The sequence below is a fragment of the Nonomuraea sp. NPDC002799 genome (genome assembly GCF_053592075.1).
In genome coordinates this window covers 64,636-80,524 of the sequence record NZ_JBSFVA010000036.1, presented here as the reverse complement: position 1 = coordinate 80,524, position 15,889 = coordinate 64,636, and the positions used below count along the sequence as shown (strand labels likewise).

The 15,889-nt window shown below is 70.6% G+C and carries 15 protein-coding genes; 10 read left to right on the top strand and 5 right to left on the bottom strand.

The genetic code is table 11. The annotated features are described in order from the left end of the window. Positions 1-141: 141 nt before the first annotated feature. Together rsgA and aroA are read right to left on the bottom strand one after the other, a co-directional pair. Complete coding sequence (gene rsgA, locus ACWD0F_RS41835; RefSeq protein WP_449887038.1) at positions 142-1,212, bottom strand: ribosome small subunit-dependent GTPase A; 1,071 nt, start codon at positions 1,210-1,212, stop codon at positions 142-144. A gap of 274 nt (positions 1,213-1,486) precedes the next feature. After that, on the bottom strand, positions 1,487-2,923 hold the full coding sequence (aroA, locus tag ACWD0F_RS41830; protein WP_449887036.1) for a 3-phosphoshikimate 1-carboxyvinyltransferase: 1,437 nt from the start codon (positions 2,921-2,923) through the stop codon (positions 1,487-1,489). A gap of 223 nt (positions 2,924-3,146) precedes the next feature. Here aroA and ACWD0F_RS41825 point away from each other — a divergent pair, with 223 nt between their 5' ends. Both ACWD0F_RS41825 and ACWD0F_RS41820 read left to right on the top strand, forming a co-directional pair. Continuing rightward, positions 3,147-3,893, top strand: coding sequence for an SOS response-associated peptidase (locus tag ACWD0F_RS41825; protein ID WP_449887033.1), 747 nt, complete (start codon positions 3,147-3,149; stop codon positions 3,891-3,893). 153 nt (positions 3,894-4,046) lie between these two features. Next, complete coding sequence (locus ACWD0F_RS41820; protein WP_449887030.1) at positions 4,047-4,379, top strand: TraR/DksA family transcriptional regulator; 333 nt, start codon at positions 4,047-4,049, stop codon at positions 4,377-4,379. A gap of 130 nt (positions 4,380-4,509) precedes the next feature. Here ACWD0F_RS41820 and ACWD0F_RS41815 read toward each other — a convergent pair whose 3' ends face one another. Continuing rightward, positions 4,510-5,250 carry a class I SAM-dependent methyltransferase gene (locus tag ACWD0F_RS41815; protein WP_449887027.1) on the bottom strand — a complete coding sequence of 247 codons (741 nt, stop codon included), beginning with the start codon at positions 5,248-5,250 and terminating at the stop codon, positions 4,510-4,512. Between the two features lie 232 nt (positions 5,251-5,482). Between ACWD0F_RS41815 and ACWD0F_RS41810 the strand changes: the two genes are divergently transcribed. From ACWD0F_RS41810 to ACWD0F_RS41780, 7 genes are all read left to right on the top strand, one after another. Then, positions 5,483-6,088, top strand: coding sequence for a sigma-70 family RNA polymerase sigma factor (locus ACWD0F_RS41810; protein WP_449887024.1), 606 nt, complete (start codon positions 5,483-5,485; stop codon positions 6,086-6,088). Positions 6,089-6,123: 35 nt separating this feature from the next. Then, positions 6,124-6,351 (top strand): mycothiol system anti-sigma-R factor, encoded by a 228-nt coding sequence (gene rsrA, locus ACWD0F_RS41805; protein ID WP_449887021.1) that lies wholly within the window; start codon positions 6,124-6,126, stop codon positions 6,349-6,351. A 10-nt stretch (positions 6,352-6,361) separates the two neighbouring features. Continuing rightward, positions 6,362-7,300, top strand: coding sequence for an NAD-dependent epimerase/dehydratase family protein (locus ACWD0F_RS41800; protein WP_449887018.1), 939 nt, complete (start codon positions 6,362-6,364; stop codon positions 7,298-7,300). 222 nt (positions 7,301-7,522) lie between these two features. Beyond that, on the top strand, positions 7,523-8,872 hold the full coding sequence (locus tag ACWD0F_RS41795; protein ID WP_449887015.1) for an HD-GYP domain-containing protein: 1,350 nt from the start codon (positions 7,523-7,525) through the stop codon (positions 8,870-8,872). Continuing rightward, a complete protein-coding gene (locus ACWD0F_RS41790) occupies positions 8,869-10,164 on the top strand; it encodes an HD-GYP domain-containing protein (RefSeq protein ID WP_449887012.1) in 1,296 nt (431 codons plus the stop codon). Before ACWD0F_RS41795 ends, ACWD0F_RS41790 begins: the two co-directional genes overlap by 4 nt. A 212-nt stretch (positions 10,165-10,376) precedes the next feature. After that, positions 10,377-11,735 (top strand): acetyl-CoA carboxylase biotin carboxylase subunit, encoded by a 1,359-nt coding sequence (locus ACWD0F_RS41785; RefSeq protein ID WP_449887009.1) that lies wholly within the window; start codon positions 10,377-10,379, stop codon positions 11,733-11,735. 32 nt (positions 11,736-11,767) lie between these two features. Next, complete coding sequence (locus ACWD0F_RS41780) at positions 11,768-11,980, top strand: biotin/lipoyl-binding carrier protein (RefSeq protein ID WP_449887007.1); 213 nt, start codon at positions 11,768-11,770, stop codon at positions 11,978-11,980. Here ACWD0F_RS41780 and ACWD0F_RS41775 read toward each other — a convergent pair. After that, entirely contained in the window at positions 11,970-12,350 is a 381-nt protein-coding gene (locus tag ACWD0F_RS41775; RefSeq protein ID WP_449887004.1) for a thioesterase family protein, read from the bottom strand. The two genes, ACWD0F_RS41780 and ACWD0F_RS41775, sit on opposite strands and share 11 nt — an antisense overlap. A 254-nt stretch (positions 12,351-12,604) precedes the next feature. Here ACWD0F_RS41775 and ACWD0F_RS41770 point away from each other — a divergent pair, with 254 nt between their 5' ends. Next, on the top strand, positions 12,605-14,194 hold the full coding sequence (locus ACWD0F_RS41770) for a serine/threonine protein kinase (protein WP_449887001.1): 1,590 nt from the start codon (positions 12,605-12,607) through the stop codon (positions 14,192-14,194). Position 14,195: 1 nt separating this feature from the next. Here the strand turns inward: ACWD0F_RS41770 and ACWD0F_RS41765 are convergent, their stop codons facing one another. Beyond that, positions 14,196-15,842 carry an acetolactate synthase gene (locus ACWD0F_RS41765; RefSeq protein ID WP_449886998.1) on the bottom strand — a complete coding sequence of 549 codons (1,647 nt, stop codon included), beginning with the start codon at positions 15,840-15,842 and terminating at the stop codon, positions 14,196-14,198. Positions 15,843-15,889: the final 47 nt, after the last annotated feature.

The following is a 15,889-nucleotide window of genomic DNA, read 5'->3' as shown; positions in this document are numbered from 1 at the left end:
GGGGCGGGTTTCGCCTCGGGTGGCTGGTTTGCGGCATGCCCAAATTTGCTTGGAGCTCCAGGTGGGACGCGGTTAGGGGCGTGCGGCCTGGCGGGTGGGCCGTGCCGGGTGGTCTGTTGCGGTGGGGTCTGTTGCGTGCGGTCAGGGGGCGTCGTCCGGGGCGCCTTCGCGGCTGGACAGGAGACGGCGGAGGGACTGCAGGCGGGCGAGGTCGGCGTTGCCCCCCGTCACCCAGGCGTCCAGCGCGCAGCCGTCACCCAGGTGGGTGCAGCCCTTGGGACAGTTGACGGTGACCTCGATCAGGTCGGGGAACGCCGCCAGGACCGTCTCCACCGACACATGGGCCAGGCCGAAGCTGCGCACACCCGGGGTGTCGATGATCCAGCCGCCCTCCGGAAGCTCCAGGGCCACGGCCGAGGTGGAGGTGTGACGGCCACGGCCGGTCACCGCGTTGACGTGGGACACGGCTCGGTTGGCGTCCGGAACCAGGGCGTTGACCAGGGTGGACTTGCCGACGCCCGAGTGGCCGACCAGGACGCTGAGGCGGCCGGTCAGCCGATCGCGGAGCTCCTCCAGGGAGCCGCCCTTGTGGACGACGACATGGGAGACGCCCAGCGGCTCGTACTGGGCGATGAGCTCGTCAGGCGGGGCGAGGTCGGCCTTGGTGAGGCAGAGCAGGGTGTCGATCTCGGCGTCGAAGGCCGCGACCAGAATCCTGTCGATCATGCGGGGGCGGGGCGGCGGGTCGGCCAGGGCCGTCACGATGACGAGCTGGTCGGCGTTGGCCACGACCGGGCGTTCGATGCCGTCGGTGTCGTCCGTGTCGTCGGCCGAGCGGCGGAGCATCGAGGTGCGGGGCTCCACGCGCACGACCCTGGCCAGGGTGTCCGGACGGCCGGAGACGTCGCCGACCAGGGAGACCCTGTCTCCCACGACGATGCCCTTGCGGCCCAGCTCGCGAGCCTTCATGGCGACCACGAGGCGGCGCTGCGACGCCTTGCGCTTCTGGGCCGAGCCCTTGGCGTCGGGTTCGATCAGCGTCGTGTAGCGGCCACGGTCGACGGCCACCACGAAACCCTCGATGGCGTCCTCGTGCGCAGGACGGAGCCGGGTCCGTGGCCGGGAGCCCTTGCCCGGTCTGACCCGTACGTCGTCCTCGTCGTACTCCCGCTTTCTCAGCGGTCTGCTCCCATGCGCTCGCTTACCTTCCATGACGGATGAGTTTTTGCCGGTGGCGTGGGCCAAGCACGTCGTCGAAGCGTCTTGGCGTCGGCCGGGGTGATCCTCGTCGTAGGCCGCCGCCGGGCCGGTGGTCCGGACGGCCGGTGGGCCCTGGTTCCGGGTGCCTGGCGGCCCCGGGCTCCGGTGGTCTGCAGATCGTGCGTTGACAGGTGGGCAGCGCGCCAGCACGCGCCGCCCACCTCGGAAGTGCCCGGCGCGACCCCCATGAAACCAGGGGCTGTCGCCGCCGGGAGGCGGGTTTCGGTCATCGGGGCGCCAGCATCGCCGTCCACATCTGGACGAACTCTGGCAGGGTTTTGGCGGTCGTCGCGATGTTCTCCACCGCCACGCCGGGCACCGCGAGGCCGATCACGGCGCCGGCCGTGGCCATGCGGTGGTCGTCGTAGCTGCGGAAGGTGCCGCCGTGCAGCGGGCGGGGACGGATGATCAGGCCGTCCTCGGTCTCCTCGGCGTCTCCGCCCAGGCGGTTGATCTCGGTGGCGAGCGCGGCCAGGCGGTCGGTCTCGTGGCCGCGCAGATGGCCCACGCCGCGGATGCGGCTCGGCGTGCTCGCGAGCGCCGCGAGGGCCGCGATGGTGGGGGTCAGCTCGCCCACCTCACGCAGGTCGGCGTCGATGCCGAGGATCGCGCCCGTGCCCGTGACCACGAGGTCGGTCGTGCCCGGCCCACCGCCACCCGCCGGCGCGCCGCCGTCGTGGGAGACGCGGTCGGTGGCGCGGGGGGCGTGAGCGGTGCGGCCGGTGGCACCGCTGTCGTGGGACGCGCGGTCGGTGGCGTCGCGGCCGGTTGTGGCGGACGGCGGGGCGGAGGCAGGCGTGGCCGCGCGGGTGACCGTGGCGCCCATGCTCGTCAGGAGGCCGCGCAGGGCGTCGCCGGCCTGAGTGGTCTCCAGGGGCCAGGACGGGATCGTGACCGTGCCGCCGGTGACGAGCGCCGCGGCCAGGAACGGGGCCGCGTTGGACAGGTCGGGCTCCACCGTCATGTCCCTGGCCGCGATCGGGCCCGGCTCGACCCGCCACACGTGGCGCTCGCTGTCGTCGACCGTGACGCCCGCCGCCCTGAGCATCTGCACGGTCATCTCGATGTGCGGCTGCGACGGCACCGGCGGCCCCACGTGGCGGATCGTGACGCCCTTCTCGAACCGCGCCGCCGTCAGCAGCAGGCCCGACACGAACTGCGACGATCCCGAGGCGTCCAGCGTCACCTCGCCGCCCGTCAGCGGCCCGCTGATCGTGAACGGCAGCGCGTCGTTGTCGACCCGTGCCCCCAGCGAGCGCAGGGCGTCGAGGATGGGCCCCATCGGGCGCTTGCGGGCGTGCGGGTCGCCGTCGAAGGCGACGGGGCCGTCGGCCAGGGCGGCCATCGGCGGGACGAAACGCATGACCGTGCCCGCCAGGCCGGCGTCGATGCCGGCGCCGCCGCGGATCGGGCCGGGCGTCACCTGCCAGTCGACCCCGGCCGCGCTCTCGCCGGTGGCCGTCAGCGTCGTGCCGAGGGCTCGCAGCGCCGCTGCCATGAGGTCCGCGTCGCGGCTGCGCAGCGCCCGGCGCACGGTGCCGGGGCCGTCGGCGAGGGCTGCGAGGAGCAGCGCGCGGTTGGTCACCGACTTGGAGCCGGGCAACGGGACGGTGGCGGTGACCGGGGTGGTCGCCGTAGGCGCGGGCCAGAGCGGAGCGGGCATGGTCAAAGACTACTGGCCGTGGTCCTGCGGGGCCGCAGCCTGTGGACGAGGGCTCAAGGGTTGCGCAGCCTGTGGATGACAGCTCTAGGGTTGCGGAACCTGTGGATGACGGCTCTCGCGTTGGGGAATCTGTGGACGACGGGTTCTGTGGTCGCCGCCGGCGGGCGACTTCGGTCAGTGGGGCCGACATGCGGGCAGGAGCCGTACGTGGCAGTGTGGGGTCATGTGCGGTAGATACGCGTCGGCGCGCAAGAAGCACGAGCTGCTCGAGGAGTTCCAGGTCGAGCAGGACGGCGACCCCGACAAGGAGCTCGGCGCCGATTACAACGTCGCGCCGACCAAGAACGTCTACGCGGTCCTGAGCCGGGTGCCCAAAGAAGCCGAGCGGGCGGTGCGGCAGCTCAGGATCGTCAAGTGGGGGCTGGTCCCCGTCTGGGCCAAGGATCCGTCGATCGGCTCGCGGCTGATCAACGCCAGGGCGGAGACGCTGGCCGAGAAGCCGTCGTTCCGCCAGGCGTTCGCCAAGCGCAGGTGCCTGCTCCCGGCCGACGGCTACTTCGAATGGATGCCGGTCGAAGGCGAAAAGAAGAAGAAGCAGCCGTACTTCATCCATCCGGAGGACGGCGGGGTGCTGGCCATGGCGGGCCTGTACGAGTTCTGGAAAGACCCGTCACGCGACGACGACGATCCGCTGAAATGGCTGGTCACCTGTACGGTCATCACCACCGACGCCGAGGACGACCTCGGCCGCATCCACGACAGGATGCCCATGATGATCGAGCGGGAGCGCTGGGCCGAGTGGCTCGACCCCGGACTCACCGACACGGGGCAGGCGTCGGGGCTGCTGGTGCCCGCCGAGGCGGGCCGGCTCACGGCGCACGCGGTGTCGACCGATGTCAATAACGTCCGGAACAATGGCCCCGACCTCATCAAACCGCTACCTGAAGCAGAGGAAAGCGCCCTTTCGTAAAGGTGTAAGAGGCGCAGTAAGTGGGCATCCGGTGAGGAAAGCGATGCATCCGTTTACTCGGGGTCACCGCCAAATTGCCCCTAATTGCACCGGGCGGGACCTCCGGGGAGTCCTAGCCGCGGGCTGCCCTCATTTACCCGGAGGTGCGGATTCGTGGACGTCACGACCGCTCGTGAGCGGCTCGAAGACATGCTCGTCGAACTGGATCGCTCGATCGGGGTCCTCCAAGGTGACCCCGTCGCCATCCGCGAGCACTCGGCGGCGGACGCAGGCTCTGACCTGACCGACGCCGATCGCGTTCAAGCCATGCTGACCGTGGCGACCTCGCAGCGCCGTGCGGTGATCGAGGCGATCAAACGCGTCGAGGAAGGTGTGTACGGGAACTGCGTCGACTGCGGCAACGCCGTGCCCGAAGGGCGGCTGGAGGCGCGTCCCGAGGCCGCGCGGTGCGTACAGTGCCAGGGCAAGCGGGAGCGCCGGCGGTAGGAGCGCGGACGCCGCCGCCCACGAAGATCGGCGGCTCGGCTCCCACCGGCCGGCGGACACGCCGCGCCCAAGGCGCGTCTTTGGCGTGCCCGCATCAGGGCGAGGCGCGACGGCGGCCTGCCGCGAGAGCTCAGCTCTTGCGGCAGCTCGCCACGAGATGGATGCCGACCGTGTCGTCGTCGTCGGGATGGGCTTCGAGTTCGGTGCGCACCAGATAGGACATGGCCCGCGTGTCGGACCCGAGCAGGTGGTCCACCGTGGACGGCGACAACACGGTCCGCGGCCGCACCCACTCCACCTCCAGCCCGGCGCCCATCAGCAACTCGCGTAGCTGCGCGCTGCTGAAGCACCGCGTGATGCTGCCGTCCGGCCACGGCACGAGCATCACCTCACCGGTCTGCCGCAGGTGCTGCCACTGCTCCTGCTCGGCCAGGATCGCCATGCCGAGCACCAGCGAGTCGACGCACACCAGCGCCCGCCCGCCGGGCCGCAACACCCGGGCCACGTCGCTCATCGCCGACTCGGCCATCAGCTCGATCGACATCGCGCGCTCTTCCGCGACCACCGCGTCCACGCTCGCGTCGGGCAGGAAGGCCAGGTCGTCGGAGCGTACGTGGCGGACGAGGTCGGCGTCGCGCAACTGGGACTGACCGTCCACGGCCCCGCGGAAGTCGACCACCTCGATCACCCGGTGCCCCGCCCTGGCCGCCTGGCCGGACCAGCGCCCGCGCCCGCCCGAGAGGTCGAGAATCGTGGAGGGGGCGTCGGGAAGCCAGCGGTTCAGTTGTTCGGCGGCGACGGCGCGGTAGAAGGTCCAGTACGGCCCGAGCGTCCCTGAGCCGTTCAGTTCCTCGGCCGGAATGGGCAGCACACGCGACTCCTGAGTCCGGAAAAAGGGCTACCAGCCGGTACGTATGACGTTCCCCGCACCGGGTCCTTCGTACCTTCTATCTTGCGGGAACAGACAAGGGCGCGGGTGTGTTGCGACGAGCATGCTCACATTGGCCGACCCCCTCCCCGCTGACCGAGTGGTCGGAGGCCAGCGGGTATCCTCCCCTGAGTACGGTGTTCCGCCACAGCCGGCCACCGGTGATCTTAGGGGGGTGGGTCCGGTGCCCGCGACAGACGCGGAGACGCTGGAGCAGCGGAGCGAGCGATTCGAGCGCGACGTCATGCCGTATCTCGAACAGCTCTATTCCGCCGCGCTCCGGATGACCCGGAATCCCGCGGACGCAGAGGATCTGCTACAGGAGACCTTCGCCAAGGCGTTCGCCTCATTCCACCAGTTCCAGCAGGGCACGAACCTCAAGGCGTGGCTCTACCGGATCTTGACCAACACTTTCATCAACAGCTACCGCAAGAAGCAGCGCGAGCCGAAGCAGTCGGGCACCGAGGAGATCGAGGACTGGCAGCTCGCCCGCGCCGAGTCCCACACCTCGAGCGGCCTGAAGTCGGCCGAGGTCGAGGCGCTGGAGCACCTGCCCGACGGGGACATCAAGCAGGCGCTCGCGGCGTTGCCCGAGGAGTTCAGGATCGCGGTCTACCTGGCCGACGTCGAAGGCTTCCCCTATAAAGAGATCGCCGACATCATGGGCACTCCGATCGGTACGGTGATGTCGAGGTTGCACAGGGGACGCAGGCAGCTCCGGGGCCTCCTTGAGGACTATGCCCGCGGGCGCGGCCTGGTCCCGGCGGAGGGATCGAAATGAGCTGTGGCAAGCCGCATGACACCGACTGTCGCGACGTGCTCGACAAGGTCTACGCCTATCTCGACGGCGAGCTGACCGAGAACACCGTCGTCGAGATCCGCGTGCACCTCGACGAGTGCAGCCCGTGCCTGAAGGAATACGACCTCGACATGGCGGTCAAGGCGCTCGTGGCCAAGCACTGCGGCTGCGACCCGATCCCCGCGGATCTGCGCGCCAAGGTGCTGGCCCGCATCGCGCAAGTACGGGCCGATCTCGCCGACTAGGATTCACCCCATGCGCGTGTTGGTCACCGGGGGTGCCGGGTTCATCGGTTCGAATCTCGTCGATCGTCTGCTCGCGGACGGGCACGACGTCGACGTGGTCGACGATCTGTCCTCCGGGCGCAGGGAAAACCTGGCCGGGGCCGCCGGGAGCGACCGGTTCAGGCTGCACGTGCTCGACGTGCGCGATCCCGCGCTGATCGGCCTGGTGACCGAGCTGGGGCCGGAGGTCATCTGCCACCTGGCCGCGCAGATCAGCGTGCGCAAGAGCGTGGCGGATCCGGTGCACGACGCCCGGATCAACGTCGAGGGCACCGCGTCCGTGCTCACCGCGGCCCAGCAGGGGCACACGCGCAAGGTGGTGTTCGCCTCGTCCGTGGCCGTCTACGGCAGGCCGGCCACGATCCCGGTGCCCGCCGACGCCCCCACCGACCCGCGCTCGCCGTACGCCGCCTCGAAGCTGAGCGGCGAGACCTACCTGGCGACCTTCCGCGCCCTGCACGGCATCGAATACACCACGCTGGTGCTCTCCAACGTCTACGGCCCGCGCCAGTCGCCGGAGGGCGAGGCCGGAGTGGTGTCGATCTTCACCGACGCGCTGCTCAACGGCACGCCCACGGTCCTCTACGGCGACGGCACCCAGACCCGCGACTACATCTTCGTCGACGACGTGGTGGACGGCTTCGTCCGGGCGTGCGGCCAGCGGGGCGACGGCCGCAGGTTCAACCTCGGCACCGGCATCCAGACCACCGACCGGCGCCTGCACTCGCTGATCGCCGACGCGGCGGGCGCGCAGGACAAGCCGGGGTTCGCGCCGCCGCGCCTGGGCGACCTGCCCGCGATGTCGGTCGATCCGGTGCCCGCGCACGACGGGCTCGGCTGGGAGCCGCGCACCGACCTGCCCACCGGGGTGAAGAAGACCGTCGAGTGGGCCCGCGAAGCATCGCGATAGGTAGTTGGTTGATTACGCTTTGCTTGCGATTTCCCACTCCGCCCATGCGGCCACGTCGTCTTCTGTAGCGTGAACCCCAGAAGTCGACGTGGAGGCATGGGGATGTTGAAGGTTGGGGCCGCCTGGCTGCTCACGGCCATGGTGCTGATCACTGTGGTCACGCCGATCGGCAGAGCGGTTCCGCCCGGGGTGTCCTGGACCTGATGTCCGTGGGGGGCCGCTATGCGTGATCTGCCGTGGCCCGCGAGGGTCTATCTGGTCGCCGTGATCGGCGCGGCGGCCGCTCTTCTCGCGCGCAGTGTGATCACCTCCGGCGCCCCGGTGGCCCCGGAGGACCTGGACGTCCTGCTCGTGCTCGCGCTGCTGTTCCTGGTGTGCGAGTCGATGCCGACGCTGCTCAACGTGGAGCAGTTCGCGGTGTCGGTGAGCTTCTCCGCCTCGCTCGCGGCCGTGGTCCTGATCGGGCCCGACGGCGCGGCGCTGGTGGGGCTCACCGCGGTGCTGAGCGTGCGGCCGGGGCTGCCGCTGGTCAAGCGGCTGTTCAACGGCGCCCAGTTCGCCATCTGCGGCTACGTGGCCGGATGGGTCTACGAGTCGCTCGACGGCAAGGTCGGCGTGCCGCAGGTCAACGCGTTCGACGACCTCATCGGCCCCTACGCCGCGGCCACCGCGGTGTTCGTGCCGCTCAACATCGTGCTCACGCTGACCATGATCGGGCTGGCCACGCACGTGCGGGCCACCGAGGTGCCGATGCGCGGCATGGCGCAGTTCCTGCTGTCCTATCTGGGTTACGGCACGTTCGGGCTGCTGGTGGCCGGGCTCTGGGCGACCGTGCAGTCGATCTCGGCGGTGCTGGTGCTGCTGCCGCTGTTCGTGGCCCGGTGGGCGTTCGGCCAGTATCACGCGCAGCAGCGCTCGTACGACGCCACGATCGCCGCCCTCTGCCAGGCCGTGGAGACCAAGGACTACTACACCAGGGGCCACTGCACCCGCGTCTCCACCGCCTCCTCCATGATCGCTCACGAGATCGGCATGGGGCCCGAGCGGGTCAGGGCGATCCGCTACGCGGGCATGCTGCACGACGTGGGCAAGCTCGGCGTGCCGACCAAGGTGCTGCAGAAGGACGGCCCGCTCACCGAGGAGGAATACGCCGCCATCCAGCTCCATCCGATGCGCGGCCTGGAGATCGTGCGGGGCATCGGCTTCCTCGACGAGGCCTACGCCGGGATCATGCACCACCACGAGAAGCACGACGGCACCGGCTACCCGATGGGGCTGGCGGGCGACGAGATCCCCGAGTTCGCGAAGGTCATCGCGGTGGCCGACGCGTTCGACTCGATGACCTCCGACCGCTCCTACCGGGGGGCCAGGCCCGTCGGCGAGGCGGTCGCCGAGCTGCGCAAGACCGCGGGCACCCACTTCGACCCGGTCATGGTGGCGGCCTTCATCCGCGCGCTGGAGCACGATCCGTGGCAGCCGCCGCGCCGTGTCGACTCGCCGCCGCCCGACGAGACCCCGATCAAGGACCACGATGACCCGACCATGCCGATCCAGGTCGTGACGGGGCCATGACCACCGCGGAGCGCGTCAGAGGCACCACCGAACGATCGATGAACACCGTCCTGCGCCGGCTCGACTCGGGGCAGCTCCTGCTGATCGGCGCGGCCGGGCTGGTGGCCATCGCGGGCGTCGCCCACACCGCCGCCGTCGGGCTCGACCACCCGGAGATCGCCCTCGGGTTCGGGGCGCTGATCGCGGTCGGCGAGCTGGCCAGGCTCACCATGCCGGGCAACAGGGAGGTGGCGCCCATCGGCGCCGCCGCCGCGCTCGGCTACACCCTGCTCCTCGATCTCAGCCAGAACCAGCTCTACCACTCCGCGCTTCAGGTCGTCGCCGTGATCGCGGTCGGCATGATCGCGGGAGCGCTCCCGCACCTGGCCGTGGGCCGGCCGCCGCGCCTGGATGCGATGGCCCGGCGGCTGCTCACCGGCGCCCTGCTGGCCTTCGCCTTCCGCCCGCTGGCCGACCCCCTCTACGACCTCACCAAGGCGCCCACGAGCACCTGGTGGCCGGCGCTCGCGGTGATGGTCGCGCTCATCGCGATCACCCTGCTCATCGACGTGCTGATCGCCGCGCTGCTGCGGGCCGAGCAGGTGCGCACGGCGTTCAGGGTGGCCGTCCGCGACGAGATCAACATGGCCTTCCCGCTGGGCGCCGCCGTGGCCTCGTCCGGCGTGCTGCTCGCGCTGGCCACGCACAGCATGGACCTGGTCGCCCTGCTGGTGTTCGCCGCGCCGCTGCTGGTCACGCAGGTGGCCTTCCGCAAGTACGCCGGGATCCGCGCGACCTACCTGCAGACCGTCCGCGCCCTGTCCCGGGTCACGGAGGTCGGCGGCTACGTCGAGCCCGGCCACTCGCGCCGGGTCAGCCGGTTGGCCGTGGCGATCGGCAGGGAGCTCGGCATGGCCGAGCCCGAGCTGCTGGAGCTGGAGTACGCCGCGCTCATGCACGACATCGGCCAGCTCTCGTTGCGCGACCCGATCCCCGGCGGCGCCACCGTGCTGACCGAGCCCGAGCAGGCCCGCCGCATCGCCGAGCTGGGCGCCGAGGTGATCAGGCAGACGGGCGTGCTCGATCGGGTGGCCGAGGTGGTCAGGCGGCAGTGCGACGCGATCAGCGACGACCCGCCGCTGTCGAGCCGCATCATCAAGGTCGCCAACGCCTATGACGATCTGGTGGGCCCCTCCACCGATCGTGACCGGGCGGGGGCGGCGCTCGAACGGGTCCGGGTGTCCGCCGGCAGCGCCTACGATCCCCATGTGATCGACGCGCTGGGCCGCGTGATCGACCGCGGCCGGGTCTAAGGCGGACAAGCCGTTCCAGATCGTGCGAGCCCGTCGCCGACCTGTCGCGTCCAGGTCGTGCAAGCCGGTCGCCGATCGGTCGGCGTACAAGGCCGTCGCCGATCTGTTGCGGTTTCTCCTGTTCGCTTTTGTGGGGTTCCTACAGATCGTGCTCGTTCGATCGGTGGCTTCGGGCGAAGGGGGCAGGGCGTCGGCGGTCATAGGGTGGGCGGGTGCTTACTGAGACGCTCGGACCCGTTCTGATCGCCAACCGAGGGGAGATCGCCCGGCGGATCATCCGCACGGTCCAGCAGATGGGGCTGCGCGCCATCGCCGTGCACTCGGAGGCCGACGCCGGCCTGCCGTTCGTCCGCGAGGCCGACGAGGCCGTGCTGATCGGCCCCGCCAGTCCCGCGCAGAGCTATCTGGACGCCGGGAAGGTGCTGGCGGCCGCCCGCGCCACCGGCGCGAAGGCGGTGCATCCCGGCTACGGGTTCCTCTCCGAGAACTCCGCGTTCGCCAGGGCCGTCATCGACGCCGGGATGGTGTGGATCGGGCCCGCGCCGGAGTCCATCGACAGGATGGGCGACAAGATCAACGCCCGCAACCTCATGGAGGACGCCGGCGTGCCGGTCGCCGCGGGCACCCGCGAGCCGGTGAGCGACCTGTCGCAGGCGCTGAAGGCCGCGGAGTCCATCGGCTACCCGGTCATGGTCAAGACCGCGGGCGGCGGCGGTGGCATCGGCATGAGCGTCGCCCACGACGACGAGGGCCTGGCCAAGGCGTTCGAGCAGGCGGCGCGGGCGGCGGCCAGGTTCACCGGGGGCGACGCGCTGGCCGGTCCCGCGGTGCTGATCGAGCGCTACATCGAGCGGGCCAGGCACGTCGAGGTGCAGATCCTCGGCCTGCCCGACGGCCGCGTCGTGGCGCTGGGCGAGCGCGACTGCTCGGTGCAGCGCCGCCACCAGAAGGTCGTCGAGGAGTCCCCGTCCCCCGGCATCACGCCCGAGCTGCGCGAGCGCATGCTGGCCGCCGCGGTGCGGGCCGGCGAGGCCGTCGGCTACCTGGGCGCCGGCACCGTGGAGTGCCTGGTCGACGCCGACAAGCAGGACTTCGTGTTCCTGGAGATGAACACCAGGCTGCAGGTGGAGCATCCGGTCACCGAGCTGGTCACCGGGCTCGACCTGGTGGAGCTGCAACTGCGCGTGGCCGCGGGGGAGAGCCCCGAGGTGCGGCCCGCGGTCGCGGGGCACGCGATCGAGTTCCGGGTGTACGCCGAGGACCCCCAGCGGTTCCTCCCCGGACCTGGCAAGATCACGACGTGGGACGAGCCGACCGGCGGCGGCATCCGCGTGGACTCGGGTTACGAGACGGGCAACACCGTCACCCCGTTCTACGACCCGCTGCTGGCCAAGCTCTGCGTCTATGGTGAGAGCCGGGCCGACGCGCTGGAGAAGGGGCGCAAGGCGGTCGCCGGGTTCACCGTTGAGGGTCCCAAGAACAACCTGCCATTCTGTGCGGAGTTGCTGGAGAACGCGGAGTTCGTCACCGGTGACTACGACACGGGCCTGGTCTCGCGGATGCGCGCCTAGGGTGAGAAGATCAATGAAAGAGGGGAGTCGCGGTGGCTGAGGTACGCGCCGAGATGGTGGCGAACGTGTGGAAGGTCGTCGTCAGCGAGGGCGACACCGTCTCCGACGGCGACATGCTGGTCATCCTCGAGTCGATGAAGATGGAGATCCCGGTGCTCGCCGAGGACGACGGCGTGGTGACCCAGCTCAAGGTGGCCGAGGGCGACGTGATCCAGGAAGGCGACCTGATCGCCGTCATCGAGTAGCCCGGGCCAGGAACTTGGCACGGTCGACGACGATCCGCTCGATCGTGCCCCGGCCCACGACGGCGTGCTTGTCGTGGGCCTCGACGGCGAAGACCAGCCGCCGGCCGTCGACCTCGACGAGTTCGACGCCGACCTGTACATGGGTGCCCAGGGGGCTGGCGGCCAGGTGTTCGAGCTCGACCCTGGTGCCCACGGACGTCTCACCCGGCGCGAGATGCTGCTCGACGGCGCGCACGCTGGCCGCCTCGGCCAGCGCGAGCAGCCGGGGGGTGGCGAGCACGGGCACGTCGCCGCTGCCGATCTTCTTGGCGGTGTCCTCCATCTCGACCATGATCATGAGTTGGGCGCGGAGACCGGGAACGAGCGTCATGGAATCAGCCTACGGTGGGCCGCGTTGCGTACTGATGCGGCCGCCGACTTCCCGGAAACGCGGACAAAGGCGGGCTGCAGGCCGCAGGATAGAGTTTGTACGGCTTAAGGCATTTGAGTGGCATGTGAGACAGGTGAGTCGTACACTCTCTGAGTTCCGTGACCACTGTGTTACCTCACCGCGACAAAACTTCGCTTTGTTGGAGATCCGCGGGGTGGCAGAGGTTGCTGACATAGGGGGGTTACGGGGGAGTCATGGTGGCTCAAGGGACGACGCTGGCGGGGCGGTATCGGCTTGATACCCGCATCGGCGCCGGCGGCATGGGCGAGGTGTGGCGGGGCGAGGACATCGTGCTCGCGCGCACCGTCGCCGTCAAGGTGCTGCTTCCCGGCCGTATGGAGGACCCCGGGTTCGTCGCTCGCTTCCAGGCCGAAGCACGGGCGATGGCGACGATCAACCACTCCGGTGTCGTAGACGTCTACGACTACGGCGTCAGTGGCGACACCGTCTACCTGGTGATGAAGTTCGTCGACGGCGAACCGCTCGACCGGCTGCTGGCCCGGCTGGGCCGGATCCCGCCGCAGGCGGCCATGGAGCTGATCGCGCAGGCGGCCTCGGCCCTGCAGGCGGTACACGATCGGGGGATCGTGCACCGTGACGTCAAGCCGGGCAACCTGCTGGTCCAGCGTGACGGCACGCTGGTTTTGACCGACTTCGGCATCGCCCGCTCCGACCTGGCCAACCGGCTCACCGACGCCGGCATGGTGCTCGGCACGGCGGCCTACTGCGCTCCTGAGCAGGCCGAAGGCGCTCCCGTCACGCCCGCGGTCGACATTTACGCGCTCGGCGTGGTCGCGTACGAGTGCCTGGTGGGGCAGCGGCCGTTCGACGGCGACAGCGCGGTCACGATCGCGCTCAAGCACATCCGTGAGGCTCCGCCACCCCTGCCCGCCGACATCCCTCCTCCGGTGCGCACGCTGGTGGAGATCGCGCTGTCGAAGGATCCGGCGCGGCGTTACCCGACGGCCAAGGCCATGAGCGACGCGGCTCGCGCGATCGCCAACGGCCAGGTGCCCGCGGTTCCCGAGCCGCCGGCGACCGGGGTCACGATGGCGCCGCCGCCGGCGGCGTACCAGCAGGGGCCGCAGCAGGGCGGCGGGCAGTACGCCTACCAGACCGGCGCGCACATGGCGCAGGAGGACACCTCGGTGTCCGAGCGGCGCGGCAGCCGCCGCGCCGCCAAGGCGCCGCGCAGGACCGGGCTGATCGCGGCCATCGCCGCGGCGGTGGTGCTCGGCGCGGGCGCGGGCGCGATCGCCCTGACCGGCATGACCACCCAGCAGTCGCCGCAGATCACTGAAACGCCTGCGGGCAACGCGAGCAACGGCAAACCAACGCCCAGGACGACAAAGCCCAAGCCCAGCACCCCCAGACCGGATCCGCGGACGGAGGAGCCCGAGCCGACCTTCACGAGGACGCAAGAGGTCGAGACGGAGGAGCCGGACGAGTCGCCCACGCCCACGCCTACGGTGACCAAGCCGACGCCGAGCAAGACCCCGTCGGGCACCCCCTCGCCGACGGTCAAGAAGGTGCTCGTGCCCAAGGTGGTCGGGATGCCGTTCCTGGCAGGTCAGGAACGCATCCTGGCGGCGGGCTTCGAAACCAACCTCGACGACCAGACCAACACCTCCAACGGCATGCGGTGCGGGACGATCCTCAAGACCACGCCCGCCGGCGGCGCGTCCCTGGAGGCGGGCAAGACGGTCACGCTGGTCGTCATCGACGGCGTCTGCCCCGACGCCTCGCCGACTCCCAGCCCGACCGCCACGCCCAAGAAGTCGTAGCTCACACCCCCGTGGTGTTGCGGGGGTAGGCGACCTGCGGGTCGGTCGCGATGTTGACCATGTAGGGGATGCCGGAGTCGAAGGCCCTGCGCAGTGCGGGGCCGATCTCCGACGGCTTGGTGACCAGCTCGCCGCCGCCGCCGAGCGCGGTCACGACCTGGTCGTAGCGGCACTGCGGCTGCAGCTCCGCGGCGACGTCGTAGCCGTACAGGAGCTGCATGGGGTGCTTCTCCAGGCCCCAGATGCCGTTGTTGCCGCAGATCATGACGACCGGGAGACGGTGGCGGACGAGGGTGTCGACGTCCATCAGCGAGAACCCGGCCGCGCCGTCGCCGAGCAGCAGCACCACCTGCGAGGACGGCCGGGCCAGCCGGGCGGCGATGGAGTAGCCGAGGCCGGTGCCGAGGCAGCCGTACGGGCCCGGGTCGAGCCAGTTGCCGGGCTGCTTGGGCTCGACGTACTTGCCCGCGTAGGAGACGAAGTCGCCGCCGTCGCCGATGACCACGGCGTCGTCGGCCAGCACCTTGCCCAGCTCGCCGTAGACGCGCATCGGGTGGATCGGGTCGGAGTCGGAGGCCAGCAGCCCGGCGTCGCCGGCGATGGCCGCGGTGGCCGCGTCCGACAACGTGGTGATCCAGGAGGCGTAGGCGTCGGGCTTGACCCCGGCGTCGCCGCAGGCCGCGCCGAGGCTCCAGAAGACCACCGAGAGGTCCCCTGCGGCGGAGGCGGCGGGCCGCATGTGCGTGGCGAGCTGCGAGGGCGCGTCGGCGATGTGCACGACGCGGGCCGGCGGCGACCCGTCCTTGCCGCCGAACCAGCCGTAGCCCAGGCGGAAGTCGAGCGGCGTGCCGATCACGATGACCAGGTCGGCCTGTGCGAAGGCGAGCCCGCGGGCGCGGGTGACGAGCAGCTCGTGGCCGGCGGGCAGGATGCCGCGGCCCTGGCCGTTGGGGATGACCGGCAGGCGCCAGGTCTCCGCGAAGTCGCGGGCGGCCTCCTCGGCGCGGTCCATCCACACGTCCGAGCCGTAGACCAGCACAGGACGCCGGGCCTCGGCGAGCAGCCGGGCGATGCCGGCCACGTCGTCGGGGTCGGGTTCGAGCGGCGAGGGCGTCTGCGTCTGTGCCTCGTGCGTCGGCGAAGGGGAGAACAGGTGATCCATGTAGAAGTCGAGGAAGACCGGGCCGCGATGCGGCGCGATCGCCGTGCGGAAGGCCGTCTCGACGTCCTGGCCGATCGACTCGGCGTCGCTCGCGGTGAACGACAACTTGGTGATCGGTTCGAGCAGCGGCGGGTGGTCCATCTCCTGGAGGGCGCCGCTGCCCCAGCGCGACGCGGGCGCCCGCCCGCCCATCACGACCACCGGGGAGCCGTTGAAGTGGGCGGTCGCGACGCCGCTGACGCCGTTGGTGATGCCAGGCCCGGCGGTGAGCACGGCCAGGCCGGGTTTTCTGGTCAGCCGGGCGGTCGCCTCGGCGGCGAAGACCGCGCTCTGCTCGTGGCGTACGTCGAGGATGCGCAGGTCCTCGTGCACCGCGCCGTCGTACAGCGGGAAGACGTGCCCGCCGGACAGGGTGAACATGGTTTCGACGCCATAGGCCTTGGACACGGTGACGGCGGCGTCACCGGCGTGCTTCGCAGACTCCATGCCGGGAACTTACCAATCAGTCACAAGAGTAAACAGAACTTGGGCTG

Bases quoted from the DNA above. Each gene is read 5' to 3' on its own strand.
- rsgA (WP_449887038.1), bottom strand. From the start codon at position 1,212: ATGGAAGGTAAGCGAGCGCATGGGAGCAGACCGCTGAGAAAGCGGGAG.
- aroA (WP_449887036.1), bottom strand. From the start codon at position 2,923: ATGCCCGCTCCGCTCTGGCCCGCGCCTACGGCGACCACCCCGGTCACC.
- ACWD0F_RS41825 (WP_449887033.1), top strand. From the start codon at position 3,147: ATGTGCGGTAGATACGCGTCGGCGCGCAAGAAGCACGAGCTGCTCGAG.
- ACWD0F_RS41800 (WP_449887018.1), top strand. From the start codon at position 6,362: ATGCGCGTGTTGGTCACCGGGGGTGCCGGGTTCATCGGTTCGAATCTC.
- ACWD0F_RS41795 (WP_449887015.1), top strand. From the start codon at position 7,523: ATGCGTGATCTGCCGTGGCCCGCGAGGGTCTATCTGGTCGCCGTGATC.
- ACWD0F_RS41790 (WP_449887012.1), top strand. From the start codon at position 8,869: ATGACCACCGCGGAGCGCGTCAGAGGCACCACCGAACGATCGATGAAC.
- ACWD0F_RS41775 (WP_449887004.1), bottom strand. From the start codon at position 12,350: ATGACGCTCGTTCCCGGTCTCCGCGCCCAACTCATGATCATGGTCGAG.
- ACWD0F_RS41770 (WP_449887001.1), top strand. From the start codon at position 12,605: ATGGTGGCTCAAGGGACGACGCTGGCGGGGCGGTATCGGCTTGATACC.
- ACWD0F_RS41765 (WP_449886998.1), bottom strand. From the start codon at position 15,842: ATGGAGTCTGCGAAGCACGCCGGTGACGCCGCCGTCACCGTGTCCAAG.